Here is a 23,801-nt window from a genome sequence, read left to right on the forward strand (position 1 = left end):
TTATGTGGAAGGTCGGGTATGACTTTCCCCCGAACGGGCGACAGGATGGGTCACATGGTTGCTGAGGGCGAGCTTCTCTGGGAGCCGAGCGAAGAGGTGGTCGCGAAGGCCAGGCTGACTCACTACGTGGAGTGGCTGGGGCGGTCGGGCCCCTATGAGGACGTGTGGCGGTGGTCCGTCGAGCACCCGGAGGAGTTCTGGACGTCGGTCTGGGACTACTTCGACGTGATCGGCGAGCGCGGCGACGGGCCCGTTCTCTCGGGGACGATGCCGGACGCCAGGTGGTTCGAGGGCAGCTCGCTCAACTACGCCGAGAACGCGCTGCGCCGGTCGGAGGGCACCGCCGTGGTGTTCGTGTCCGAGGACGGCGCCCGCCAGGAGCTGACCTGGGGCGAGCTGCGCGAGGAGGTGGCCCGCGTCCGGGCGGGGCTGGTCCGGCTCGGCGTGCGGCGCGGCGACCGGGTGGCGGCCTACCTGCCGAGCATCCCGCAGGCCCTGATCGCCTTCCTGGCCACCGCCTCGCTGGGCGCGATCTGGTCGGCCGGCTCGCCCGACTTCGGGGTGCCGAGCATCGTCGACAGGTTCAAGCAGATCGAGCCCAAGGTGCTCATCGCGGTCGACGGCTACCACTACAACGGCAAGACGTACGACCGCTCCGACGCCGTCAACGAGATCGCCGCGCAGCTGCCCACGCTGCGCGCGACCGTGTGGATCCCGTACCTGGCCGCGCTCGACGAGGGCCGTGCGCCCCAGCAGGCGCAGCCCAGCGAGGCGCACACCCGGGAGGTGCCGCACGGCGAGGTGATCGGCTGGGAGGGGCTGCGATCCGAGGAGGGGCCGCTGGAGTTCGAGCGGGTGCCGTTCGACCACCCGCTGTGGATCCTCTACTCCAGCGGCACGACCGGGCTGCCCAAGCCGATCGTGCACGGCCACGGCGGCGTCGTGCTGGAGCATCTCAAGTCGCTCGCCTTCCACCAGGACGTGGGCGAGGGCGATGTGTTCTTCTGGTACACCACCACGGGCTGGATGATGTGGAACTACCTCATCGGCGCCCTGCTGGTGGGGGCCACGCCGGTGCTGTACGACGGCGCGGCCACCTATCCCTCGCCCGCCGCGCTGTGGCGCATCGCGAGTTCCGAGGAGGTGACCTACTTCGGGGTGGGGGCGCCGTACATCATGGCCTCGCTGAAGGCCGGGATCCATCCCGAGGGGCTGGAGCGGCTGCGCGGCATCGGCTCGACCGGGTCGCCGCTGCCGCCGGAGGGGTTCGAGTGGGTGGCCGCCGAGCTGCCGGGGGTCCCGCTGGGGTCCTTCTCCGGGGGCACGGACGTGTGCACGGGGTTCGTCGGGGCGACCGCGCTCCATCCGATCAGGGCGGGGATCATCCCGTGCCGGTCGCTGGGTGCGAAGGTGGAGTCGTACGACTCCGCCGGCAAGCCGGTCGTCGGCGAGGTGGGCGAGCTGGTGCTGACCGCGCCGATGCCGTCGATGCCGGTGAAGTTCTGGAACGACCCCGACGGCCGGCGCTACTTCGAGAGCTACTTCGACGTCTACCCGGGCGTGTGGCGGCACGGCGACTGGATCAAGATCAACGAGGACGGCAGCTGCGTGATCTACGGCCGCTCCGACTCGACGCTCAACCGGGGCGGCGTCCGGATGGGCACCAGCGAGTTCTACCGGGTGGTCGAGCGGTTCGAGGAGATCGCCGACAGCCTCGTGATCGACACCGGGCAGCTCGGGCAGGAGGGGCGGCTGCTGCTGTACGTGACGCTCGCCGAGGGCGCGACGCTCACCGAACCGCTCGAACGCGCCCTCTGCGACGCCCTGCGCAAGGAGCTGTCACCGCGTCACGTGCCCAACGAGATCCACGCCGTCCCCGGCATTCCGCGTACGCTCTCCGGCAAGAAGCTGGAGGTGCCCGTCCGCAAGATCCTGCTGGGCACGCCCGTCGAGCAGGCGGCCAACCCCGACGCCATGGCCAATCCCGAGGTGCTCCGCCACTTCAGGCCGGAAGCAGGATGATCTTTCCGCGGGTGCCGCCCTCCTCGGCCCGGCGATGCACCTCGTGCAGCTCGGTCAGGGGGAGCGACTCGGCGATCTCGAGCGTGAGCTCGCCCCGGTCGATGAGGGCGGCGAGCTCGGCCAGCTGAGCCGGGTCGTTGCGGGCCACGAAGTGGGTGCCGCCCTCGATCGGGGTGGCGATGGTGATCACCGTGCGCCCGAGTCCGGCCAGGGCGGCGGCGTCCTCGCCGGGGAGCGCGGCCAGGTTGAGCAGCACGTCCATGCCGCCGGGCAGCGGTGTGGTCGTGTAGTCGATCACCTCGTCGGCGCCGTACCGCCTGACCGCGGCCGCGCTGCGCGGGCTCGCCGTGGCGAACACGACCGCCCCTGCCAGTTTGGCGAGCTGGACGGCGAACATCCCGACTCCGCCGCCCGCGCCGTTGATCAGCACGCGCTGCCCCCGCGTGAGGCGGGCGTGCTCGTGGACCGCCTGCCAGGCGGTGAGCCCGGCGACGGGGACGGCGGCCGCGTGGGCGAGCGGCACGCTCCGCGGTGCTCTGGCCAGGAGGCTCGCGGGCACCACGGCGTACTCGGCCGCCACGCCGCCCACCAGGCCGAACACACGATCACCTGGGGCCAGCCCGGTGACGCCCGGGCCGAGCTCGAGGACCGTGCCGGAGACGTCCGAGCCGAGCGTGCACGGCAGGTCCACGTGGAGCACGTCGCGCAGCAGGCCCGCGCGCAGGCCGAGCTCCGACGGGTTGAACGAGGTCGCGGCCACCTCGATGAGCACCTCCCCATGGCCAGGACGGGGTGTCGGGATCCGGTCGTAGCGGATCTCACCTCCGTATTCGTGGATGCGGGCGGCCGACATGGTCTCGGGTTTGGGAACGGCGCTGAACTCCGCCGCGTGCTCCGCCACCCAGGTGGCGAACGTTCGTGGCGGGGTCTTGGTGACCTCCTCGACCGTCGCCGTGCGGGGAGCGGGGTGGGCGACCAGGTCTGCCTGGGCTCGGAGGACGCCGTCCACCGCCTGTGGGGGCCAGCCCCTGGCCAACAGCTCCTCGCGGGTGTGCTGCGGGGGGACCTCCTCCCAGCGGGCCGGGAATTTCGTGATTTCGGAAATGATGCGTACCTGATCGGCCTGGGTGATCGACTCCGGGCCGGTCAGCTCGTGGACGGCGCCGTGGTGCCCGCCGTCCAGCAGCGCTCGTACGGCTACCGCCGCGATGTCCCCCTCGTGCACCACGGGCATGGCGGCCCCGCCGTACGAGCCGCGCACCACCCCCGCCCGCACCTGCGCCGCCCACCGCAGCGCGTTGGCCGCGAAGGCGTGCGGGCGCAGGAACGTCCACTCCAGGCCGGAATCCTCGATCAGCCGCTCGACCTCGCGTTCGTGGTCGCGTACCGCGGCGGAGGAAAGGTAGACCACGCGGCGGGCCCGGCGCGCGATCGCGTCGATCACCGCCTTCGCCCCGTCCGCCGTGGCGAACGGCCACACCAGGAACACCGACTCCACCCCGTCGAGCGGCAGCGAGCCGGGGTCCGTCAGATCGCCCGTGGCCCTGGTGAAGGGCCGGACCTCGGCCCCTGCCTCCCTCAGCTGCGCCGCCACCTGGCTGCCGACCGTGCCCGTCGCGCCCGTGACCAGTACTGTTCTCATGCAGGCCACCGTAGAGGTCCGCCACGAGACAACCAATGCGTCATCGACGTTGATTTCATACGCGATCGTCTTCCTCTAGGCTTCCTCCATGGATGTGCTCAGCGACGTGATCGCTCTCATGCGCACGGGCAGCCCCCGATCGGCCCGTGTCGAATGGCAGGCGCCCTGGGGGCAGCGCTTCCCCTCCGTGCCAGGCTCCGCCGGGTTCCAGGTGGTCCTGCGGGGATCGAGCTGGCTGATCCCGCCGGACGGCGAGCCGGTCGCGCTGTCGGTGGGCGACGTGGTCTTCTTTCCGCACGGTCACGGCTACGCCATGGCCGACTCGCCGTCCACCCCGGTGGCCGAGCCCGACTGCGACCCGCTGGACGACGGGCTCGGCCTGTTCGCCTCGGCGTCGATCGACGGCCCCGTGTCGGCCGTCCTGCTGTGCGGGGGCTACCGGCTCGACCCCGGCCGGGCCCATCCGATCCTGCGCGAGCTGCCCGACATGATCCACCTGCCTGCCCGGCTCGGCCTGCACACCGAGCTGCGTGCCGCCGTCGAGGCCCTGGGCGCGGAGATCCAGCGTCCCAGGCTGGGCGCTGACACGGTGGTGTCGTCGCTGCTCGACCTGCTCCTGCTCTACCTCCTGCGGGCCTGGTTCGAGGGGGAGCACGGCCAGTGTTCGACCGGAGGGTGGGCGCAGGCGCTGGCGGATCCCGGCATCAGTGCCGCGCTGGACGCCATCCACCGGGATCCGGCGCACCCGTGGACGGTCGAGGAGCTGGGTGCGCGGGCGGGGCTGTCGAGGGCCGCCTTCTCCCGCCGCTTCGGCGCGCTGGTCGGCCGGCCGCCGCTCACGTACCTCACCTGGTGGCGCCTGGCCACGGCGGCCCGCCTCATGCGGGAGTCCGACGCCCCGCTGGGTCAGATCGCCGCCAAGGTCGGTTACACCTCGGAGTTCGCCTTCGCCAACGCCTTCAAGCGGGAGTACGACGTGGCGCCGGGCAGGTACCGCCGCGAGGGCTGCTCTTTGCCCGCGAAAGAACTCCTTAAAACGTAACAATTTCCACACGACTTTGAGTGCGGGAAAACTCGTATTCCGCAGCCATTGACGCTCCACCCTTCGGTGATTTACCGTCGCCGCATTGCTTAAAACGATTTTGCCGGGGGAGCCGCGGCAAATGGATGAGACTCCCGTTCTGTCCCTCTCACAGGTCAGCAAGGCGTTCGGTGCGGTGCGCGCCGTACGCGAGGTCTCTCTGGAGCTCTTCCCCGGCGAGGTGCACGCGCTCGCCGGGGAGAACGGCGCGGGCAAGTCGACGATCGTGAAGATCCTCTCCGGCGTGCACCGCCCGGACTCGGGGCGGATCCTGCTGGACGGCGAGCCGGTGGAGTTCGGCGGGCCCGCGGACGCGCAGCGAGCCGGGGTCGCGGTCATCTACCAGGAGCCGACCCTCTTTCCTGATTTGTCGGTCATGGAGAACATCTTCATGGGTCGCCAGCCCCGTGGCCGGCTCGGCATCGACCGGCGGGCCATGCGCGCGAGCGCCGCCGAGCTGTTCGCCAGGCTGGGCGTGCACCTCGACCCCGACCAGCCGGCCCGCGGCCTGTCGATCGCCGACCAGCAGCTCGTGGAGATCGCCAAGGCGCTCTCGCGGCAGGCGCGGGTGCTCATCATGGACGAGCCGACCGCCGCCCTGTCGGGCACGGAGGTCGCCCGGCTGTTCGGCGTCGCGAGGGCGCTGCGCTCGCAGGGGTGCGCTCTGCTGTTCATCTCGCATCGGCTGGAGGAGATCTTCGAGCTGTGCCGGCGGGTCACCACCCTGCGTGACGGCGCGTACGTGGCCGGGGACCTGATCGCCGACCTCACCCCCGACGACCTCGTACGCCGCATGGTCGGCAGGGAGCTGGACGCCCTGTTCCCCAAGCAGGAGACGTCCCGCGGCGAGGTGGCGCTGAAGGTGCGCCGGCTCACTCGCGAAGGCGTCTTCGCCGACGTGTCCTTCGAGGTGCGGCGGGGCGAGATCGTCGCGCTGGCCGGGCTGGTCGGGGCCGGGCGCTCCGAGGTGGCCAGGGCCGTGTTCGGCATCGACCGGTGGGACGCGGGGAGCGTGGAGGTCGACGGCGAGCGGCTGCGGCCCGCCAGCCCCACGGCGGCCATGGCGGCAGGACTGGCGCTGGTGCCCGAGGACCGGCGGCAGCAGGGGCTCGTCATGGACCTTTCCATCGAGCGCAACATCGGGCTCGCCGGGCTGGCCGCCGTACGCCGGGGGCCGCTGATCTCCCGGCTCGCCGAGCGGGAGCGGGCCAAGGACTGGGCTGTGCGGCTGCGGCTGAAGTTCGGGCGGCTGACGGACCCCGTGAACGTGCTGTCCGGCGGTAACCAGCAGAAGGTGGTGCTGGCCAAGTGGCTGGCGCGCAAGCCGTCGGTGCTCATCGTGGACGAGCCGACCCGGGGGATCGACGTCGCCACCAAGGCCGAGGTGCACCGGCTGCTGTCGGAGCTGGCCGGGAGCGGGGTGGCCGTGCTGATGATCTCGTCCGAGCTGCCCGAGGTGCTGGGGATGGCCGACAGGGTGCTGGTCATGCACGAGGGACGGCTGGTGGCCGAGATCGCCCGTGCGGACGCGACCGAGGAGAGCGTGATGGCCGCCGCCACCGGAAGGAGCCTCGCGTGACCGTGACCGCCGCGAGGCCCGAGACAACCAGGCGCAACGGCGGCCGGCGGCTCGTGGACCGGGTCGCGCGGGTGCGGGAGCTGGGCATCGTCGTCACGCTCGCCCTGCTGTTCGGCGTCACGGGCGCCGTCAATCCGTCGTTCCTCACCTACGCCAGCCTCCGCGACATCCTGCTGAACTCCGCCATCGTCGCCATGCTCGCCGTCGGCCAGACACTTGTCGTCATCACCAGGAACGTCGACCTGTCCGTCAGCTCCGTGGTGGGCCTGTCGGCGTTCGGGGGCGCGCTGATCCTGGCCGACCACCCGGGCGTACCGGTCGCGGTCGTGATCGCCGGGTGCGTGCTGCTCGGCGCCCTGTGCGGGGCGGTCAACGGGCTGCTCGTCGGGGCGGCGAAGGTGCCCGCGCTGGTCGCCACGCTCGGCACCCTGTACGCCTTCCGCGGCATCGACTACGCCTGGGCCGGCGGACGCCAGGTGAACGCGGCCGACATGCCCGAGGGCTTCCTGTCCCTCGGGACGCGCTCGGTGCTCGGCGTGCCGCTGCTCGCCCTGATCGCCCTGGTCGTGCTGGCGGTGGTCGGCTGGATGCTGGGCAACCTGCGCTCCGGCAGGGAGCTGTACGCCATCGGCTCCAACCCCGAGGCGGCGGTGCTGGCCGGGATCCGGGTACGGCGCAGGATCGTCGCGGCGTTCGTGGCCAACGGCGCGCTGGCGGGGCTGGCCGGGGTCATGTGGGCGGCCCGCTTCGGCACCGTGGACGCCACCGTGGCCACCGGGAAGGAGCTCGACGTGGTCGCGGCCGTTGTGGTGGGCGGGGTGGCCATCTTCGGCGGCAGCGGCACGGTTTACGGGGCGGCGCTCGGGGCGCTGCTGCTGGCGAGCATCACCAGCGCGCTGGCCGTGCTCAGGGTGGACGCCCTCGCCCAGACCGCCATCAACGGCGCCCTGCTGATCGCCGCCATCGTCCTCGACCGCGTGCTCGCCCTGCGCGTCGCCGCCGCCCTCCGCCGCCGCAGGTTCCACGATGTCGCCGACCCCGCACCTGGGAGGCCCGACGATGGCCGTTGATCTCGCCCGGACGGCCCGCCGGTGGGAGGGGCTCATCCTCGTCCTGCTCGTCGGCGTGGTCGTGTGGGCCTCGCTGGGCGTGGACGGGTTCGCCAACGGGTCCAACATCTCCTTCCTGCTCCTCGACACCACCGAGATCGCCCTCATGGCCCTGACCATGACGCTCGTGATCGTCGCGGCCGAGATCGACCTGTCGGTGGCCTCCACGCTGGGCCTGTCCTGCGCGGTGCTCGGCTGGTTGTGGAACTCGGGGCTCCCGATCGAGGCGATCATGCCGATCTGCCTGCTGGTGGGCGCCGCGTGCGGGGCGTTCAACGGGCTGCTCGTCACCCGGCTCGGCCTGCCTTCGCTGGCGGTCACGATCGGGACGTTCGCGCTGTTCCGCGGCCTGGCGTACGTGATGCTCGGCGACCAGGCGGTGGCCGACCTGCCGCCTGGCTACACGAGCCTGGCGACGGCCTCGCTGGGGCCGATCCCGCTCGCGACCGTGCTGGTCGCGGTGCTGGCGGCGGTGGCAGCCGTGGTGCTGCACGCGACGGGGCTGGGCCGGTCGATCTTCGCGCTCGGCTCGAACGTGGAGGCGGCCTTCTTCGCGGGCGTCCGGGTCAAGCGGATCAAGCTCTGGCTGTTCGTGGCCTCCGGGGTGATGGCGTCGCTGGCGTCCCTGGTCTACACGTTCCGCTATGCCAGTGCCAGGGCGGACAACGGCGTCGGGCTCGAACTGGCGGTGGTGGCCGCCGTACTGTTCGGCGGGGTGTCGATCTTCGGCGGGCGTGGCACGCTGCCGGGGGTCCTGATGGCGGTGCTGCTGCTCGGCGTCGTGCGCAACGCGCTCATCCTCGCCGACGTGGCCAACGAGGTCCTGAACTTCGTGACGGGCCTGCTGCTCGTCGCATCCGTGCTCGCGCCGAACTTGGGGGCGGTGTGGCGGCGGCGCACAACACCACAAGTGGAAGGGAAGTCCGCTTCATGACAACGCGCACCCCTTGGCGGCCCACGGCGCTCCTTGCGGGACTCGTCCTGCTGACGGCCGCCTGCGGCGGCACCACCAAGAGCGACGTGGCGCAGCAGTCCTCCGCCTCCGCCACAGCCGCCGCGTCGTCCGCGCCGGCGAATCCGAACGCCCCCATCAAGCAGGGACTGAAGATCGCGTTCCTGCCCAAGCAGGTCAACAACCCGTACTTCACGATCGCCGACGGCGGCGGCATCGCGGCGGCCAAGGAATTCGGGGGCGAGGGCAAGGAGGTCGGGCCGTCCGAGGCCAGCGCGTCCTCCCAGGTGTCCTACATCAACACGCTGATCCAGCAGAAGCAGGACGCCATCGTCATCTCCGCCAACGACCCGAACGCCGTCGTGCCCGCGCTCACCCGCGCACGGGCCGCCGGGATCAAGGTCGTCAGCTACGACTCCGACACCACGCCCCTCGGCCGCCACGTGTTCGTGAACCAGGCGAGCGCCGAGGACCTCGGGCGCACGGAGGTCCAGCTGCTGGCCGAGCAGATCGGGCACAAGGGCAAGATCGCCGTGCTGTCCGCCACCCCCAACGCGACGAACCAGAACACCTGGATCGACTTCATGAAGGACGAGCTCAAGAAGCCCGAGTACAAGGACATGGAGCTGGTCAAGGTCGCCTACGGCAACGACGACGACCAGAAGTCGTTCACCGAGACGCAGGGACTTCTCCGCTCTTATCCGGACCTGGCGGGCATCATCTCGCCCACGACCGTGGGGATCGCCGCGGCCGCCCGTTACCTGTCGGACTCCCCGTACAAGGGGAAGGTCAAGCTCACCGGGCTCGGGACCCCCAACCAGCTCAGGAAATTCGTCAAGGACGGGACCATCGAGGCGTTCGAGCTGTGGAACCCGGCCGACCTCGGCTACCTGGCGTCGTACGCGGCGGCCGCGCTCGTGTCCGGGCAGATCACCGGGGCCGAGGGGGAGAAGTTCAAGGCGGGCAAGCTGGGCGAGTACACGATCGGGGCCAAGGGCGAGGTGCTGCTCGGCAAGCCGACCGTGTTCAACAAGGACAACATCGACAAGTTCGACTTCTGACGCTCAGGCCCGGCCGCGCGGCACGACGAGGCCCGTCTCGTACGCGGCGACGACGGCCTGGGTTCTGTCGCGCAGGCCGAGCTTGCCCAGGATGCGGCTCACGTGCGTCTTGACCGTCTCCTCCGTGACCACCAGCCTGGCCGCGATCTCGGGGTTGGACAGGCCCTCGGCGACCAGCCGCAGGACCTGCGTCTCGCGAGGGGTGAGCGAGGCGAGCGCCGACGTGGCCGGCTTCGGGCCCAGCCGGGCGAACTCGCTGATGAGGCGGCGGGTGACTCCCGGGGCCAGCAGCGCCTCGCCGGCGGCGATGACGCGGACCGCGTCGAAGAGGCGCTCGGCCGTGACGTCTTTGAGCAGGAAGCCGCTGGCTCCCGCGCGCAGGGCGTCGTAGACGTACTCGTCGAGGTCGAACGTGGTCAGGATGAGCACCTTCGGCCCGCCCGCGAGGCGCCTGGTGGCCTCGATGCCGTCCATGACCGGCATGCGCACGTCCATGAGCACCACGTCGGGGGACAACTCCCGGCAGGCCCGCACCGCCTCGGCCCCGTCGGCGGCGGTGCCCGCGACCTCGAAGTCGGGCTGGGTGTCGAGCAGCTCGGCGAACCCGGTCCGCACGACCAGGTGATCGTCGGCGATGACGATCCTGACCTTGGCGTGCTCGCCGCTCATCGGGCCGTCCCCGCCCTGCCCGGCAGGCGGGCCTCCACGAGGAAGCCGCCGCCGTGGGCGGGACTCGTGCGGAGCTCGCCGCCGACCGCCGCGGCGCGCTCGCGCATGCCGGACAGGCCGTGTCCGCCCCCTTCCGCGCTCGACGGCCCCGGGCCGTTGTCGCGCACGAGCAGGCGCAGGTCCTCGCCGGTGTAGTCGAGCTCCACGTCCACCGCGGCCCCCGGCGCGTGCCGCCGCGCGTTGGTGAGCGCCTCCTGGACGATCCGGTACGCGGCCAGCTCCACGCCGGGGTCGAGCTGCACCGGCGAGCCGCGCAGGATCAGCCGGGTGCTCGTGCCCGACGCCTCGCGCGCCTCGTCGATCAGCTCGTTGAGCTCGTGCAGGCGCAGGCCGGGCTGGGGCCGCCGGGCGGCTTCGGCCTCGGCGTCCTCGCGCAGCACGCCGAGCAGCCGCCGCATCTCGGTCAGCGCCGCCCTGGCGGTGTCGCCGATCGCCAGCAGCCGCTCCGCGCCCGCCGCCGGCATCCCGGGTACGGCCACGCGGGCGGTCTCCGCCTGCACGGCCACCATGGAGATGTGGTGGGCGACGACGTCGTGCAGCTCGCGGGCGATGCGGGCGCGCTCGCCGCGGGCGGTGTGCTCGAGCAGGCTCTCGGCGACGACCTGCCGGGCGGCGGTGTCGGCCCTGGCCTTGTGCCGCGCCCGCACGGCGATCCCGGCCAGCGCCGCCGCCGGGGCCAGGAACCCCAGCAGCAGCGCCAGCCTCCGCACGTGGTCGCTCGGCCCGAGCGCCACCGCCAGCACCGGGTACGGCACGGTGACCAGCACTGCCGCCGCCTGCGACCCGTGGCGGCCGAGCCGGTAGCCGGTGACCAGCTGCGCCAGCACACCCGCCACGGTCAGCGTGTGGAACGCCGTGATCGACAGCAGACTCGCCCCGGAGGTCAGGATCGCCGCCACGGCCGGCTGGGCCCACAGCAGGGGCAGCGGCAGCGTGGTGGCCAGGGCGAGCAGGGGAAAGGCCATGAGGAACAGCGGCGCCTGACCTTCACCGGTCACCGGCGCGTCCTCGGACCGCACGGGTGAGCTGCCCACCGCGCCGTCCACTGGGGCGCTCACCGTCTCGCTGAAGGCGGGCACGTTCCCGGCGTGCGTGACCGACTCCGCCACCCCGAGCAGCGCCAGCACCACGCCGGCGACGACCGGCGCGTACGGCGCCGAGGCGACCCGGCACCCCCAGCCGTAAGCCCCCGAGGCCAGGCGCCTCCACTCGTGCGCTCGTTCCACCAGGTCATTGTCCCGGGCTCCGGCAATCCTGGCATCCCTCACAAGAGGGACGTGACGTAGCTGACGCCAGCGACGGCCCAGATCGCTCCGCCGCGTGACGACCGCGGCAGTGGCCGCTGCCTAGTCTGCCTGGCGTGGAAGCAACCATCGAAGTCACCGGACTGCGTAAACGGTTCGGCCAGACCCAGGCGCTGGACGGGATGACGTTCACCGTGCTGCCGGGCCGGGTCACCGGGTTCGTGGGGCCCAACGGGGCGGGCAAGTCCACCACCATGCGGGTGGTGCTCGGCCTGGACGCGGCCGACGAGGGCCACGCGCTGGTCGGCGGGCGGCCGTACCGGAGCCTGCGCAGCCCGCTGAGCCACGTCGGCGCGCTGCTGGACGCGGCCGCGCTGCAACCGAGCCGCACGGCGCGCAACCACCTGTTGTGGCTGGCCCACTCCCAGGGCCTCGGCGCCGGGCGGGTGGACGAGGTGATCGAGCAGGTCGGGCTGACCCCGGCGGCCCGGCGCAAGGCGGGCGGCTACTCGCTGGGGATGCGCCAGCGGCTCGGCATCGCCGCCGCGCTGCTCGGCGATCCGCCGGTGCTCATGCTGGACGAGCCGTTCAACGGGCTCGACCCCGAGGGCATCGTGTGGATCCGCGGCTTCCTGCGGTCGCTGGCCGCGGAAGGCCGCGCCGTGCTGGTGTCCAGCCATCTGATGAGCGAGCTGCAGGACACCGCGGGCCATCTCGTGGTCGTGGGCAGGGGCCGGGTCGTCGCGGACACCAGCGTGGCCGATCTGATCACCACAGCCTCGCGCGACCGGGTCACGCTGCGCACGACGGCCCGCGCCGAGGCGATGTCGGTGCTGGCCGGCGCGGACGCCATCGTGACCGTCACCGAGCGGGACACGCTCGTCGTCTCCGGGCTGGCCGCCGAGCACATCGTGCGGCTGCTCGGCGCGCAGGGGGTGCCGTTCTCGGAGGTCGCCGCCCACCGGGCGACGCTGGAGGAGGCGTACCTGGATCTCACCAGGGACGCGGTCGAGTTCAGAGGAGCGGCACGATGACCGCCCTCACCCCCTACCGCTCCGGGGCGCGGACCGGCAGGGACGGCTTCGCGCAGCTGCTGCGTGCCGAGTGGATCAAGCTCCGCACGGTCCGCGGCTGGATGCTCGGACTGGCGCTCGCGGCGCTGCTCATCGTCGGGCTGGGAGTGCTGTTCGCGACCGGCAGCCGCTCCTCGTGCATGAACGGGCCGATCGAGGTGCCCTGTCCCGCCCCTCTGATCGGTCCCGGCGGCGTGGCCGTGGAGGACCGCTTCTACTTCGTGCACCAGCCGCTGGACGGCGACGGCAGCATCACCGTACGCGTGAGCTCCATGACCGGGCAGCTCCGCAAGCCCGACGTCACCCCCGGGGTCAGGAACGTCGTTCCCGGCGTCACACCGTGGGCCAAGGCCGGGGTCATGATCAAGCAGAGCGTCCGGCAGGGGACGTCGTATGCGGCTCTGATGGTCACCGGCAGCCACGGGGTGCGCATGCAGCACAACTTCACCGAGGACGTGGCGGGGCGCCCCGGCGGCGTCTCGGAGGCGTCGCCGCGCTGGCTGCGGCTGACCCGTACCGGCGACACGATCATCGGCGAGGAGTCGGCCGACGGCTCGCACTGGACCACGGTGGGCACCGTCCGTCCGCCAGGGCTCGCCGGGAAGGTGCAGATCGGGCTCTTCGCCGCCTCTCCCGGCGACCTGACCGTGAGCCCCAATGTGATGTTCGGGGCCGCCACCGCCTCGCGCTTCGCCGAGGTCACCGCCGTCATGGACCAGGTCGGCGTGCGGGGCGTGGCGGCCGGGGGCGCGTGGAGCCGTGACGACATCGGCGTCACGATGGAGCCGGACGGCGTCACCCCGCACCACCCGGGCGGGCTCGTCCGGTCGGGCGGCACGTTCAAGGTCACGGGGGTGGGCGACATCGCGCCGTCCGCGGAGGGAATGCCGGTCGAGCGCGTGCTGGCCGGGGTGCTGGCCGGGCTCGTCGCGGTGATGGTGGTGGCGGTGATGTTCGTCACCGCGGAGCACCGGCGGGGGCTGATCCGCACCACCCTGCTCGCCAGCCCGCGGCGCGGCCGGGTGCTGGCGGCCAAGGCCGTCGTGATCGCCGCGGCCACCTTCGCCGCCGGGCTGGTCGCCACGGCCACCACCGTGCCGGTCGGGCGGTCGATCCTGGCCGCGAACGGGAACGTGCTCGCCCCGGTGACGACGCTCACCTCGCTGCGGGTGATCGCAGGCACCGCCGCGCTGCTCGCCGCGGCCGCCGTCTTCGCCCTCGCCGTGGGGGCGCTCTTCCGGCGCAGCGCCACGGCCGTCATCGCGGTCATCGTGGCGATCCTGGTCCCGTACGTGCTCGCGACCGCGTCCATCCTGCCTGACGAGGCGTCGCGGTGGCTGCTGCGGCTCACTCCGGCGGCGGGGTTCGCGATCCAGCAGAGCATGCCCACATACGCGCACGTGACCGTCCGCCACGCACCCGTGGAGGGCTACTTCCCCCTGCCGCCCTGGGCGGGCTTGGCGGTCCTGTGCGCCTACGCCGCACTCGCACTCGCCCTGGCCGCGTACCGGCTGCGCAGGAGCGACGTATGAGGCGGGAAGTGCACGCCGAGTGGAGCAAGCTGCGTACCGTGGCGGGGCCAGGGTGGCTGCTGGGCGCGCTCGTCGCGCTGACCGTGGCCGCGGGCGCGGTGGCCGCCGCGGTCGTGCCCTGCGCGGCGGCCGGGTGCGGACAGGACGCCGCCAGGATCAGCCTCGCCGGTGTCCAGCTGGGCCAGGCGATGGTCGCCCTGCTGGCCGTGCTGGCGATCTGCGGCGAGTACAGCACCGGCATGATCCGCACCAGCCTCACCGCGATGCCCCGCAGGGCCACCGCCCTGGCCGCCAAGGCGGTCGTGGTGGGCGGGCTGACGCTGGCCGCAGGGACCGTCGCCGTGCTCGGGTCCGTGCTGGCCGGTCGGCTCCTGCTGCCGGGCAGCGGCTTCACACCCGCGCACGGCTACCCGCCGCTGTCCCTGGCCGATGGACCCACCCTGCGCGCCGCCGTCGGCTCGGTGCTGTATCTGGTCCTGATCTCGCTGCTCAGCCTGGGCCTCGCCACTGCCGTACGCGACTCAGCGGCGGCCGCCGGGGTGGTGCTCGGCCTGCTCTACGTGTTCCCGCTCGCCGTCCTCATGGTCTCCGACGAGGAGGTGCGGCAGGTGCTCTGGACGATCTCCCCGACGAATGCGGGGCTGGCCGTCCAGGCGACCGAGGATCTCGCCGATCTCCCCATCGGCCCGTGGGCCGGCCTCGGCGTGCTGGCCGCCTGGGCTGCGGCGGCCCTCGCGGGCAGCGGCCTGCTGCTACGGCTACGTGACGCGTGACCTTTGCGAGCGTGCGTGGTGATCCCGTGTGCATAAAAGCGGAATAGCGGCATTTAGCGGGGTTCGCTGATTATTCGGGAATTTGCTTGGCTAAATTTGTGGCCGGAGATGAATTCTCGGCGTTCTGGGTACGCGTCGTTTCATGACGACAATGCTTCGCGCAATTGCGGCTCTGGTCGCAGGATGTGCTCTGCCGCTGCTCGCGGTGGTGCCCGCCATGGCGGAGGACCCGCCCGTCCCGGCGGAGCGGCCGTCGGTCCTGGCGGAGCAAGCGCCTGGACCGGCGGCGCAACCGCCGGTTCTGGCGGAGCAACCGCCGGTACAGGCGGAGCGCCCGCCCGCCGAGGCGGAGGAGGAGACCGTCACCATTCTGCGCCCGGGCGCCCGCGGCGATATGGTGAAGCTGCTCCAGCAGCGCCTGCGCGACCACGGCTTCTACTACGGCGCCATGAACGGAAAGTACGACGTCCAGACGAGGTACGCCGTCTGGGCCTTCCAGAAGACCCGGCGGATGAGGCCGATGAACGCCGTGGGGCCGAAGGTCTGGCAGGAGCTCGACCGGCCGAGACGGCTGCGCCCGCTGGTGCCCGACGGTCCCGCCGACCGGGTCGAGATCAACCTGACCGACCAGCTGCTCACCGTCTACCGCCGTCGCCGCCCGGTGCTGACCTCGCACGTCTCGACCGGCGCCAACGTGCACTACTGCGAGGCGGGCCGCTGCGGCTACGCGATCACCCCGGTGGGGGACTTCCGTGTCTACAGGCGGGATCCCGGCTGGACGAAGAGCCCCCTGGGCATGATGTTCAACTCGCTCTACTTCACCGGCGGCATCGCGATGCACGGCTCGTCGGTGGTGCCCACCAAGCCCTCCTCGCACGGCTGCGTGCGCGTCCCGGTGCCCACCGCCGTGCGCCTGTACAAAATGGTGGGAATAGGAGAGCCGGTGTACGTGCGCGGAAAGTCCTAAACGCCCTGCGGAAGCCGGAACAGCCGGTCGGGGTCATAGGTGGACTTCACCTCGGCGAGCCGGGTTGCGTTGGGCCCATAATACGCATTTCGCCAAGTCTTCAAATCGGGGTCAATGTAATTCACATACGCGTGATCCCCGAAATATGGAGACATGTCGGAATGTAGGCCACGCAGCCACGCCCGATCCGTCCCCTCCTCGTAATACTGAACGCTGAAGAGCGCCGCCCGATGTGGAAACGCCGTGGCCGCGGGGCCGACGCGGCCGATGGCCCCGCCCATGGCGTCCAGCAGCACGGAGTGCCGCCCGCCGCGCGCGACCCCGTTCACCAGTGCCCGGACACCGGCCGCCGGCAGCTTCCCGTACGACATGTGCGACTTGGCCGAGAACGCCTCCCGCGGCATCCGCCGGCACTCGGCGACCGACTTGGCCGCGCAGCCGCCCATGACCTTCATGCCCTCCAGGTAGGAGACTGTACGGACCGAGCGGGACGACGGCCGCCCGACCTTGGCGACGAGCGGGGCCAGCAGCCGGTCGAGTGCGGCTTTGCCGCCGACGTAGGTGCCGATGACGGAGGCGTCCAGTCCGCTCGCCGAGCGGTCCAGATGGAGGGACGACCACAGCTCGTCCGGCGCGGAGGGCCCCCACGACTGCCATGCCTTGACCACGGCCTCCGCCTTGGTCCACGGCCAGTGCAGGAAGAACACGGTGACGTCGCGCGCCTCGAACGTCCTGAACGTGAAGGACACCGCCACGCCGAAGTTGCCGCCGCCACCGCCCCTGCAGGCCCAGTAGAGCCCGGAGTTACGCGCGGCGTCGCAGGTCAGTACCCTGCCGTCGGCCGTGACGACGCGTACGGACTCGAGGGTGTCGCACGTGAGCCCGTACTTCCTCGACACCACGCCGATGCCCCCGCCCAGCGTGAGGCCGCCGATCCCGACCGTGGGGCAGGAGCCGGCGGGGATGCTCACGCCGTGGCGCGAGAGCTTGTCGTAGACGTCGATCAGCTTCGCGCCCGCGCCGATCGTGGCCCGGCCGCCCGAATATGCGACCGAGCTCATCCTGGACACGTCGATCACCAGCCCCGTGCCCGTCGACCAGCCCGCGTAGGAGTGGCCTCCGGAGCGGGTGGTGACCGGCACGCCGCTGGTGCGCGCGAACGTCAGGCACGCCGACACGTCGGCCGGGTTCGCGCAGTAGGCGACCCCGCCCGGCCTGATCCGGTCGAAGGCGGGGTTGTAGAGGCGGCGCGCGGTGTTGTAGCCGGCGTCGCCGGGCAGCACGAGCGTGCCCGCCAGCTGCCTGCGCAGCCGCGCCCAGTTGGGCGGCGGCGCGGAGATCTCGAGCGCCCCTGGCCGGGACGCCGCGGCGGCCAGCGGCGCCAGCGCGGCGACATGCAGAAAATCCCGGCGCTTCATGGACATCTCCCAGCTGGTCGGTGTTCGGCCGATCGGTGAGACGTCAGGATGACCCGCCAGGTTGGTCACATCTTCATCACTTCGGGCCTCACCCGGCCGTCCCGCCGAACGCGTTCCGGGTGGGTACGGCGCCCACCCGCGTGAGCCGGGGCGCGCTCGCCCCGGCCTTCTTGAGCACTCCGTCCTTGACCAACCGCAGCGGCGACCCGACCGGCTGCGGCCCGTCCCCGGTGGTCTGAACGAGCCGCAGCGCCAGCGCCGGGCACATTTCGACGGTACGCCGCGCCTCCTTGGCCATCCACCCGGGGACGTTCCTGAACGACGGGAACCCGTAGTCGTCCAGGTCCACGAACTCCGGCAGCAGATGCGCGCACAGCCCGTGCCCCTGGCAGCGGGACCAGTCGACCTCCAGCCGGTACTCGACGTCCGCCTCGCGCTCTGGCATGGGCAGCACGCCGCGCACCGGCCGTCCGCACGAGCCGTGCTCCAGGTGGAGCGCGATCTCGCTCTCGAACGCGTCCAGCGCCGACAGCACGAACTTGGCCGTGCCGTCCGGGTGGAAGCAGGCTCCGCGCCGCTCCACGCCGCGTACGCAGCGCCGTACGGCATCCACCGAGCCGGTGCCCTCGACCAGCGCGCACATGGCCCTGGCGATGTCCGGCAGGCCGAGCCGGCACGGGCCGCACTGGCCCGCCGACTCGGCCGCCAGATAGGAGGCGACCCTGGCGGCCTCGCCCAGGGAACACGTGGATTCGCCGAGCGGGACGATGATCCCGGCGCCCAGGGTGGCGCCGGCCTGCTTCATGCCCTCGCGCGAGATCACGGCCGTCTGGACCGCCTCCGCCGACAGCCACGCGCCGTGGTAGCCGCCGATGAGCACCCCGTCGCCGACCTCGGCCTCGGTCAGCGCGAGCACGTCGGCCAGGTAGGTGCCGGTGGGCGCTTCGATGACCGCGCCGCTGGCCGCGCCGCCGCTGACGGTGAGCAGGATGGTGCCGGGCTCCTTGCTCGTGCCGACCTCGGCGTACCGCTCCGGGCCGAGCTCGGCGAGCAGCGCGAACTGTGCGTACGTCTCCGTGTTGGACAGCAGGGTCGGCAGGCCGTCCACGCCGCTGATCGCGGCCCGCCGCTTGCGGCCGGGCGGAATGCCTTCCTGGCCGTTGACGGCGTTGACGAGCGCGCCGCCCTCGCCGGAGATGAACCTCTCCTTGATCCCGACCACCCGGATCGGGACGCGGCTCTCCGCGCCGCCCGACACGTTCGCGGCTCTGCGCTCGGCCACGGCGGCGGCGACGGACGCCTCGGCCACCTCGCCCCCGGCCGTGGCGACGACCACCTCGCGGGCACCCAGCGCCTCGGCCGCCAGCACCGCGCCGTCCAGCACCAGGTGCGGGTTGCGGGTGAGCAGCATGGCGTCCTTGGAGCTGGCGGGCTCGCCCTCGGCGCCGTTGACCAGCACGACGCTCTCGCCCGAGCCGGCCGAGTCGGCGACGGCCCGCAGCTTGCGCGCGAACGGGAACGCCGCGCCGCCGCGGCCGCGCATGTCCACCTCGTTGGCCTGCGAGATGAGCTCGCCGAGCTCGCGCGGCTCGGGAGCGCCGTGGAGGGTGCGGTGTGCGGGAAGATCCAGCCGCCGGGTGTGGTCGAGCCCGGCGGTCAGCCGGGCAGGTCCCATGCGTAACACCCGCGGCACTCGGGCCGGAATCACAATTGCTCCTGTGGGGTTGCGGGGGTCATCCGGCCTCCTGATGTGCGTGCCGGGCAGGTCTCGGTCGGGATCATCCAGCCTGATGCGCGTGCCGGGCAGATCTCGGTCGGGATCATCCGGCCTCCCGGTACCTGCGCCGGGCGTCGGCGAGGCTCACCGGCGCGTTGACCCTGGCGGCCGCCTGAGCCGCCGCCACCGGCGCCGCTGTCTTCTGCGGCCGCGCTATGGGCACGTTCGCGGTGACGGCCGAGCTCACCACTGGCCCTTCGACCCTCTCAGGTACGATCGGCGGCCGGCGTACCGTGGCCAGCACGCGCACGACCAGCGCGGAGCCGACCGCCGCGAGGCAGGCCACGTAGGACCAGGCCACCCAACCGGCCGGCGGGCGGCCGGCCGTGAGTCCATGCATGATCGCGACCGGCCAGGCGATGTACGCGGCGGAGTGCAACATCCGCCACATCCACGGCCTGCTCCGCACCGCGAAGCGCCCCCTCAGCATTCCCGTGGCCACAGCCAGGATCATGAGATCGAAGGCCAGCGTGCCGAGCCCCACGTAGATCCCCGCCACGGGCACGACCGCCGCCCCCAGCGGCACGTGCCCGAGGCTGATCATGAGTGTGATGTGCGTGACCAGGTAGGCCAGTCCGATGAGCGCGGTGGCCTTGTGCGCGAGCTGCGCCCTGACCCGGTTGGCCGGCGACAGGAAGACGCGTTCGGTCGTGAGCAGACCGAGCGCCACTGTCGCGGTCAGCAGCACCAGGGCGAACACGCCCGCGTAGAACTCGAGGAAGCTGACCCCTCGGCCGAGCAGCGCGACGCCGCGTTCCGTCCTGGTCAGCGCGAACGCCGACAGCAGGATGGCCGTGATCGAGGCGCTCGCCCCCAGCCGGACGTTCCTGGAGTCCAGCTTGGTGGGGGCGTGCCGGGGGTGTCGTCTGTGGAGCATCTATGTTCCCTCCAAGGTCGGGTGAGGGTGCGACTCGGAAGGCTGGGTGCCCGTGAGGGCTTTCAGATCAGCAACGGCGCCCCCGGTTGATGCATGAGACGACGAACTGCATCAGCCGATCGGGCATCACGTTCGCGAAGTCCGCGTGGTCGGTGACCGGGTTGTGCTTCTGTTCAGGGAAGGCGTCCACGGCGAAGGACGGGCCCTGCGGCACGGAGTACGTGAGGGTCATGCGCAGTGCCGGAATCGCCCTGGTGCCCTGTGGGCAGGCGCCGCCCTGACCGGGGAAGACCACGTGCGTTCTGTGATTGGCGCTGTCGGTGTTCTGGCCGTCCCAGCAGCTAGGGAAATCCAGGATACGAACGACCTGGCTGCCGCGCGGGCAAAGCGGATATTTGTCGGGACTTATGCGATTTTGGAATCCCGTGCAGGTCCAGGCGGCCCTGGCGTTGGCGCCGCCGTTGGTGGCCGCCTTGGCGTCACCGGTGATCAGCCTGAGGAACCTCGGCATCGCGACGACCCTGGAGGTGGCGTTGCCGCGGAACTGGAGCGTCACGGAGCGGGCACGCAGCACCTGGCCGACGTTGCCGTCCGGGTCCTCGGTATTGACGTCCACCTTGCGGTCTCTGAGGACCGGCCAGAAGTAGGTGGATTTGTCGCCCAGCCGGCACGTGGTGCCCGCGGCGGCCAGGCTCTCGTCCGTGGAGAAGCCGTCCGTTGACAGGTTGCCCACGTAGTCGTGGAGGTGGTGGGCGCCGTTGCTGACGCCGGGGGCGACGATGAAGTTGTCCGGGTTGTTGTGGCCATTGCGGTTCGTCCCGCACTGGGAGACGAAGGAGCCACGCGAGCCGTTCCTGCCGATGCGGGCGTCAAGCTGACGCGGCGCCACCTGGCGGATGTCGACGAAGTCCTCGACGAACGGACCGAGGTCGGCGCACTCGTTGTGGTCGCCGTCGGACGCCGTGGGCGAGGCGGTGGGGGAGGCGGTTCCGTCCGGGTTCTGGCCCTGCCCCTGGCTCTGGCTCGGCACCGGCGTGGCGGTCCTGGTCGGGCGGTTGCGGCGGAACGTCGAGGCGGTCTCCTCCGGGTCGGGAGCCTGGCCCTGGTCGGGCGCGGCCGTCTGGTCCGCCTCGGGGTCCTGAGCCGGGTCCAGCACCGCGGCGCCGCCGCCCTGGGGCGCCTGGTCCTGCTGGTCGGCGTTCTGCTGCTGGTCGCCGTTCTGCTGGTCCTGCTGCTGACCTTGGCCCGGGTCCTGCTGTTGCTGGTCCTGGTTCTGACCCTGCTGATCTTGATCCTGCTGCTGGTTCGGGTCCTGCTGGTTCGGGTCCTGGTTCTGGTTCTGGTCCTGGTTCGGGTCCTGATTTTGGTTCTGGTCCTGGTCCTGGTTACGGTTCCGCTGCCGCTGCGGCGTCTGGGTTGCCTGCGGCGTCCGGTTGGCCTCGGCCGGGTCGCAGTGGTCGGCGCGTGCGGGGCCGACGCCGATGACGGCCGCGGACACCAGTCCGCTCGCCGTCACGGCCAAGGCGGACATGGCCGCGGCCATGCGTCTGGATCTCCTCATGTGTGTCTCCTCTTTTCGACCGCCATCGCGACGGGTGGAGCTGGTGAGGGCATCGGCGGTTCGGGCAACTGGGTGTGGTCGACCAGGCCGGTGGACTCCAGGTACGCCATGTGGCGCATGACGAAGTTGATGCCTTCCTGGGCGAACTTCCTGATCTCCGAGTTGCGCGTCCCGGACCGTACGCTCGCCACGACGGTGAAGACCTTGCCGTGCGCGGCACGCAACAGGTTCGCGTAGTCCTTGTCGAAGGCGGGGCCGCTCTCCGAGGCCAGCTGGGCCAGCCAGCGCTGCTGGTCGGCGTTGGGCTCGTCGGGCAGTGCCACGCCGAGCTTCTTGGCCGCCTGCCGGGTCATCAGGTCCAGCTTCATGTGTTCCTGCATGATCAGCTTGCCGACCTCCTTCACGCGTTGGGACTCGGCGCGGGTCTCGGCGTACTGGCCCGCGGGCATCTCCCAGAGGCCGGCCTGGCGCACCTTGATGAGCAGGTCGCGGTCGGCGGCCGTGAGCGGTCCTGAGGACGTCTGCGTCCATGTCGCGGCCGCGGGATCGATCGAGGGCGGCATGACCAGCACGATCGTCACCGCGGCTGCGACGACAAAGCCACCGAGCATGAAGAGCTCGCCGCGCAAAAGCCTGTGCATGGTCGGAGGTACGCGGGCTTCCCGGGCCTGGTTCACTCATGGCCGGAGATAGTTAGAAATGACTGGAGTTATCGGAGTGGCTACCGGACTGATAACGAAGGTGTAAAGATGTGCCCCGTGCTAGGTCACCTCGACGGCAGGTTCGAGAGTGCGGATGCCGAGGCGGAGCACCGCATCGCGGTGCTTTACCAGGAGTTCGGCGGCCCTCTGCTGCGCCACGTACGCAAATCGACAGGTAACGACCTTCAATGGGCCGAAGACGTCGTGCAGGAGACGCTCGTCAGAGCCTGGCGAAACTCGGCAAGACTGCAATGGGAACCAGGCCTCATATGGGCGTGGCTACTCACCGTAGCCCGCCGAATCGTTATCGACGGACGTCGACGGAAAAGCGTCCGGCCTCACGAGGTCGAGCCGCCCGAAGTCGACATGATGGCGGTGCCCGACGGCTCGGAGCGGGCTCTCTCGGCGATCGTCGTCGCCGACGCGCTCCGCAGCCTCTCTGAAGAACACCGCGAAGTCATAGAGCAGACCTACCTCAGAGACCGTACGATAAATGAAGCGGCGGAGATTCTGGGGATCCCGCCGGGCACGGTGAAGTCCCGGCTCTACTACGGGATCCGGGCTCTCCGTGAGCTGTTGCGGGACAAGGGGGTAGCCGGCTGATGCACGACGGGGTGGCCGCCTATGTCCTCGGCGTCCTCGACCAGGAGGAGCACGAGGCGTTCGAGCGCCACCTCGACACGTGCGAGAGATGTCAGGCGGAGTTGGTTGAGCTTGCCGAGCTTCCAGAGGAGCTCGACGAGCTCAAGAACGCCCCCTCAGCCTCCGACGACGACCCCCCGATGTCGATGTCACGTTGACGTCTATGCCCTTTTCGGGTGATATCGGTACGGCGAGGCTTCGCGTCCGGTGAAGCAGTGACCGGGCGACAGGGGGAGGTGTTCGGTGGGCATCGACGGTGATGCGCCCGTTCCCCCGCATCGGCGGTTCGGCGAGGAAGGCGGCCGGCTGTCGTACGGCGGCTACCTTCGCCTGCCCGCACTTCTCGCACAGCAGCAGCCTCAGTCGGAGGCCCCCGACGAGCTGCTCTTCATCACCATCCACCAGGTCTATGAGCTGTGGTTCAAGCTGCTGCTCCACGAGTTGGAGAACGCCCGCGAGGCCATGTTCGAGGGCGAGCTCTGGCAGGCCAGGCACCTGTTCCAGCGGGTGCACACGGTAGAGAAGGTGCTTATCGGGCAGGTGGAGGTCTTGGAGACGATGACGCCTCAGGACTTCCTCGAGTTCCGGGCGAAGCTGGAGCCGGCCAGCGGCTTCCAGTCGGTGCAGTTCCGGGAGCTGGAGTTCCTGTCGGGGCTGAAGGACGAGCGCTATCTCGGCACCTTCAGGCACGCCAGCGACACGGAGCTCGCGCGGCTGCGCCGCAGGCTGGAGGAGCCCACGCTGTGGGATGCTTACCTCACCGCCCTCTCCCAGCGTGGTCTGCCGGTCTCCGACGACGAGATCATGGACTCGCTGCTGGCCGTGGCGAGGGACCGCAGGTCCTACGACGACCTGTGGCAACTGGCCGAAGATCTGCTGACGCATGACGAGAACGCCGCGCATTGGCGGATGCGTCACGTCCAGATGGTCGAACGCCAGATCGGCACCAAATCGGGCACGGGAGGCTCGACCGGTGCCCCATATCTGCGCGGTAGAACGCGTTTGCACTATTTCCCGCTGTTGTGGGAACTAAGGGCCTGGCTATGAATGGCTATGGCAAA

At 71.1% G+C, this 23,801-nt stretch carries 21 protein-coding genes; 13 read left to right on the top strand and 8 right to left on the bottom strand.

Translation table 11 applies throughout. The features are described from left to right. The first annotated feature begins 54 nt into the window (after window positions 1-54). Window positions 55-2,022, top strand: a complete 1,968-nt coding sequence (locus ACIBVN_RS31120) for an acetoacetate--CoA ligase (protein WP_397142427.1) — start codon at window positions 55-57, stop codon at window positions 2,020-2,022. Here ACIBVN_RS31120 and ACIBVN_RS31125 read toward each other — a convergent pair. Next, window positions 2,003-3,664: an alcohol dehydrogenase catalytic domain-containing protein gene (locus ACIBVN_RS31125; RefSeq protein ID WP_397142429.1), complete on the bottom strand. Its 1,662-nt coding sequence runs from the start codon at window positions 3,662-3,664 to the stop codon at window positions 2,003-2,005. The genes ACIBVN_RS31120 and ACIBVN_RS31125 overlap by 20 nt on opposite strands. 88 nt (window positions 3,665-3,752) lie before the next feature. On the opposite strand from ACIBVN_RS31125, the gene ACIBVN_RS31130 reads away from it, so the two are divergent. From ACIBVN_RS31130 to rhaS, 5 genes are all read left to right on the top strand, one after another. Next, complete coding sequence (locus ACIBVN_RS31130; RefSeq protein WP_397142431.1) at window positions 3,753-4,706, top strand: AraC family transcriptional regulator; 954 nt, start codon at window positions 3,753-3,755, stop codon at window positions 4,704-4,706. Between the two features lie 121 nt (window positions 4,707-4,827). Further along, window positions 4,828-6,324, top strand: a complete 1,497-nt coding sequence (locus ACIBVN_RS31135; RefSeq protein WP_397142433.1) for a sugar ABC transporter ATP-binding protein — start codon at window positions 4,828-4,830, stop codon at window positions 6,322-6,324. Further along, window positions 6,321-7,394 carry an ABC transporter permease gene (locus tag ACIBVN_RS31140; RefSeq protein WP_397142435.1) on the top strand — a complete coding sequence of 358 codons (1,074 nt, stop codon included), beginning with the start codon at window positions 6,321-6,323 and terminating at the stop codon, window positions 7,392-7,394. The genes ACIBVN_RS31135 and ACIBVN_RS31140 overlap by 4 nt, the downstream gene beginning before the upstream one ends. Further along, a complete protein-coding gene (locus ACIBVN_RS31145; protein ID WP_397142437.1) occupies window positions 7,384-8,367 on the top strand; it encodes an ABC transporter permease in 984 nt (327 codons plus the stop codon). The genes ACIBVN_RS31140 and ACIBVN_RS31145 overlap by 11 nt, the downstream gene beginning before the upstream one ends. Further along, window positions 8,364-9,446 carry a rhamnose ABC transporter substrate-binding protein gene (gene rhaS, locus ACIBVN_RS31150; protein WP_397142439.1) on the top strand — a complete coding sequence of 361 codons (1,083 nt, stop codon included), beginning with the start codon at window positions 8,364-8,366 and terminating at the stop codon, window positions 9,444-9,446. Before ACIBVN_RS31145 ends, rhaS begins: the two co-directional genes overlap by 4 nt. Window positions 9,447-9,449: 3 nt before the next feature. Here the strand turns inward: rhaS and ACIBVN_RS31155 are convergent, their stop codons facing one another. After that, a complete protein-coding gene (locus ACIBVN_RS31155; protein WP_397142441.1) occupies window positions 9,450-10,115 on the bottom strand; it encodes a response regulator in 666 nt (221 codons plus the stop codon). Next, window positions 10,112-11,401 carry a sensor histidine kinase gene (locus tag ACIBVN_RS31160; protein WP_397142443.1) on the bottom strand — a complete coding sequence of 430 codons (1,290 nt, stop codon included), beginning with the start codon at window positions 11,399-11,401 and terminating at the stop codon, window positions 10,112-10,114. Before ACIBVN_RS31160 ends, ACIBVN_RS31155 begins: the two co-directional genes overlap by 4 nt. 134 nt (window positions 11,402-11,535) lie before the next feature. Here ACIBVN_RS31160 and ACIBVN_RS31165 point away from each other — a divergent pair, with 134 nt between their 5' ends. From ACIBVN_RS31165 to ACIBVN_RS31180, 4 genes are all read left to right on the top strand, one after another. Beyond that, entirely contained in the window at window positions 11,536-12,453 is a 918-nt protein-coding gene (locus tag ACIBVN_RS31165) for an ATP-binding cassette domain-containing protein (RefSeq protein WP_397142445.1), read from the top strand. Next, window positions 12,450-14,024: an ABC transporter permease subunit gene (locus ACIBVN_RS31170; RefSeq protein WP_397142447.1), complete on the top strand. Its 1,575-nt coding sequence runs from the start codon at window positions 12,450-12,452 to the stop codon at window positions 14,022-14,024. Before ACIBVN_RS31165 ends, ACIBVN_RS31170 begins: the two co-directional genes overlap by 4 nt. Continuing rightward, window positions 14,021-14,797 (top strand): ABC transporter permease, encoded by a 777-nt coding sequence (locus tag ACIBVN_RS31175; protein WP_397142449.1) that lies wholly within the window; start codon window positions 14,021-14,023, stop codon window positions 14,795-14,797. Before ACIBVN_RS31170 ends, ACIBVN_RS31175 begins: the two co-directional genes overlap by 4 nt. A gap of 151 nt (window positions 14,798-14,948) precedes the next feature. Beyond that, a complete protein-coding gene (locus ACIBVN_RS31180; protein ID WP_397142451.1) occupies window positions 14,949-15,764 on the top strand; it encodes a L,D-transpeptidase family protein in 816 nt (271 codons plus the stop codon). On the opposite strand, the gene ACIBVN_RS31185 is transcribed toward ACIBVN_RS31180, so the two are convergent. From ACIBVN_RS31185 to ACIBVN_RS31205, 5 genes are all read right to left on the bottom strand, one after another. Beyond that, entirely contained in the window at window positions 15,761-17,182 is a 1,422-nt protein-coding gene (locus ACIBVN_RS31185) for an FAD-binding oxidoreductase (protein WP_397142453.1), read from the bottom strand. The two genes, ACIBVN_RS31180 and ACIBVN_RS31185, sit on opposite strands and share 4 nt — an antisense overlap. Window positions 17,183-17,270: 88 nt before the next feature. Continuing rightward, window positions 17,271-18,857: an NADH-ubiquinone oxidoreductase-F iron-sulfur binding region domain-containing protein gene (locus ACIBVN_RS31190; protein ID WP_397142455.1), complete on the bottom strand. Its 1,587-nt coding sequence runs from the start codon at window positions 18,855-18,857 to the stop codon at window positions 17,271-17,273. 145 nt (window positions 18,858-19,002) lie between these two features. Beyond that, entirely contained in the window at window positions 19,003-19,836 is an 834-nt protein-coding gene (locus ACIBVN_RS31195) for a ferric reductase-like transmembrane domain-containing protein (protein WP_397142457.1), read from the bottom strand. A 67-nt stretch (window positions 19,837-19,903) separates the two neighbouring features. Next, complete coding sequence (locus tag ACIBVN_RS31200) at window positions 19,904-21,397, bottom strand: DUF1996 domain-containing protein (protein WP_397142459.1); 1,494 nt, start codon at window positions 21,395-21,397, stop codon at window positions 19,904-19,906. Next, window positions 21,394-22,038, bottom strand: coding sequence for a DUF4142 domain-containing protein (locus tag ACIBVN_RS31205; protein WP_397142461.1), 645 nt, complete (start codon window positions 22,036-22,038; stop codon window positions 21,394-21,396). Before ACIBVN_RS31205 ends, ACIBVN_RS31200 begins: the two co-directional genes overlap by 4 nt. A 108-nt stretch (window positions 22,039-22,146) precedes the next feature. Here ACIBVN_RS31205 and ACIBVN_RS31210 point away from each other — a divergent pair, with 108 nt between their 5' ends. From ACIBVN_RS31210 to ACIBVN_RS31220, 3 genes are all read left to right on the top strand, one after another. Continuing rightward, window positions 22,147-22,701 carry a sigma-70 family RNA polymerase sigma factor gene (locus ACIBVN_RS31210; RefSeq protein WP_344996504.1) on the top strand — a complete coding sequence of 185 codons (555 nt, stop codon included), beginning with the start codon at window positions 22,147-22,149 and terminating at the stop codon, window positions 22,699-22,701. Continuing rightward, the gene (locus tag ACIBVN_RS31215) at window positions 22,701-22,898 is read left to right on the top strand and encodes a zf-HC2 domain-containing protein (RefSeq protein WP_397142463.1); all 198 of its coding nucleotides are present in this window, start codon (window positions 22,701-22,703) and stop codon (window positions 22,896-22,898) included. The genes ACIBVN_RS31210 and ACIBVN_RS31215 overlap by 1 nt, the downstream gene beginning before the upstream one ends. Before the next feature lie 85 nt (window positions 22,899-22,983). Next, window positions 22,984-23,787 carry a tryptophan 2,3-dioxygenase gene (locus tag ACIBVN_RS31220; RefSeq protein ID WP_397142465.1) on the top strand — a complete coding sequence of 268 codons (804 nt, stop codon included), beginning with the start codon at window positions 22,984-22,986 and terminating at the stop codon, window positions 23,785-23,787. Window positions 23,788-23,801: the final 14 nt, after the last annotated feature.

This window comes from Nonomuraea sp. NPDC049400 (assembly GCF_044466425.1).
In the GTDB taxonomy this organism is placed as follows: Bacteria; Actinomycetota; Actinomycetes; order Streptosporangiales; family Streptosporangiaceae; genus Nonomuraea.

Excerpts from the sequence above, each read along its gene's own strand:
- ACIBVN_RS31120 (WP_397142427.1), top strand. The coding sequence starts at position 55 with ATGGTTGCTGAGGGCGAGCTTCTCTGGGAGCCGAGCGAAGAGGTGGTC.
- ACIBVN_RS31125 (WP_397142429.1), bottom strand. The coding sequence starts at position 3,664 with ATGAGAACAGTACTGGTCACGGGCGCGACGGGCACGGTCGGCAGCCAG.
- ACIBVN_RS31130 (WP_397142431.1), top strand. The coding sequence starts at position 3,753 with ATGGATGTGCTCAGCGACGTGATCGCTCTCATGCGCACGGGCAGCCCC.
- ACIBVN_RS31135 (WP_397142433.1), top strand. The coding sequence starts at position 4,828 with ATGGATGAGACTCCCGTTCTGTCCCTCTCACAGGTCAGCAAGGCGTTC.
- ACIBVN_RS31145 (WP_397142437.1), top strand. The coding sequence starts at position 7,384 with ATGGCCGTTGATCTCGCCCGGACGGCCCGCCGGTGGGAGGGGCTCATC.
- rhaS (WP_397142439.1), top strand. The coding sequence starts at position 8,364 with ATGACAACGCGCACCCCTTGGCGGCCCACGGCGCTCCTTGCGGGACTC.
- ACIBVN_RS31155 (WP_397142441.1), bottom strand. The coding sequence starts at position 10,115 with ATGAGCGGCGAGCACGCCAAGGTCAGGATCGTCATCGCCGACGATCAC.
- ACIBVN_RS31170 (WP_397142447.1), top strand. The coding sequence starts at position 12,450 with ATGACCGCCCTCACCCCCTACCGCTCCGGGGCGCGGACCGGCAGGGAC.
- ACIBVN_RS31175 (WP_397142449.1), top strand. The coding sequence starts at position 14,021 with ATGAGGCGGGAAGTGCACGCCGAGTGGAGCAAGCTGCGTACCGTGGCG.
- ACIBVN_RS31180 (WP_397142451.1), top strand. The coding sequence starts at position 14,949 with ATGCTTCGCGCAATTGCGGCTCTGGTCGCAGGATGTGCTCTGCCGCTG.
- ACIBVN_RS31185 (WP_397142453.1), bottom strand. The coding sequence starts at position 17,182 with ATGAAGCGCCGGGATTTTCTGCATGTCGCCGCGCTGGCGCCGCTGGCC.
- ACIBVN_RS31190 (WP_397142455.1), bottom strand. The coding sequence starts at position 18,857 with ATGGGACCTGCCCGGCTGACCGCCGGGCTCGACCACACCCGGCGGCTG.
- ACIBVN_RS31195 (WP_397142457.1), bottom strand. The coding sequence starts at position 19,836 with ATGCTCCACAGACGACACCCCCGGCACGCCCCCACCAAGCTGGACTCC.
- ACIBVN_RS31200 (WP_397142459.1), bottom strand. The coding sequence starts at position 21,397 with ATGAGGAGATCCAGACGCATGGCCGCGGCCATGTCCGCCTTGGCCGTG.
- ACIBVN_RS31205 (WP_397142461.1), bottom strand. The coding sequence starts at position 22,038 with ATGCACAGGCTTTTGCGCGGCGAGCTCTTCATGCTCGGTGGCTTTGTC.
- ACIBVN_RS31210 (WP_344996504.1), top strand. The coding sequence starts at position 22,147 with ATGTGCCCCGTGCTAGGTCACCTCGACGGCAGGTTCGAGAGTGCGGAT.
- ACIBVN_RS31215 (WP_397142463.1), top strand. The coding sequence starts at position 22,701 with ATGCACGACGGGGTGGCCGCCTATGTCCTCGGCGTCCTCGACCAGGAG.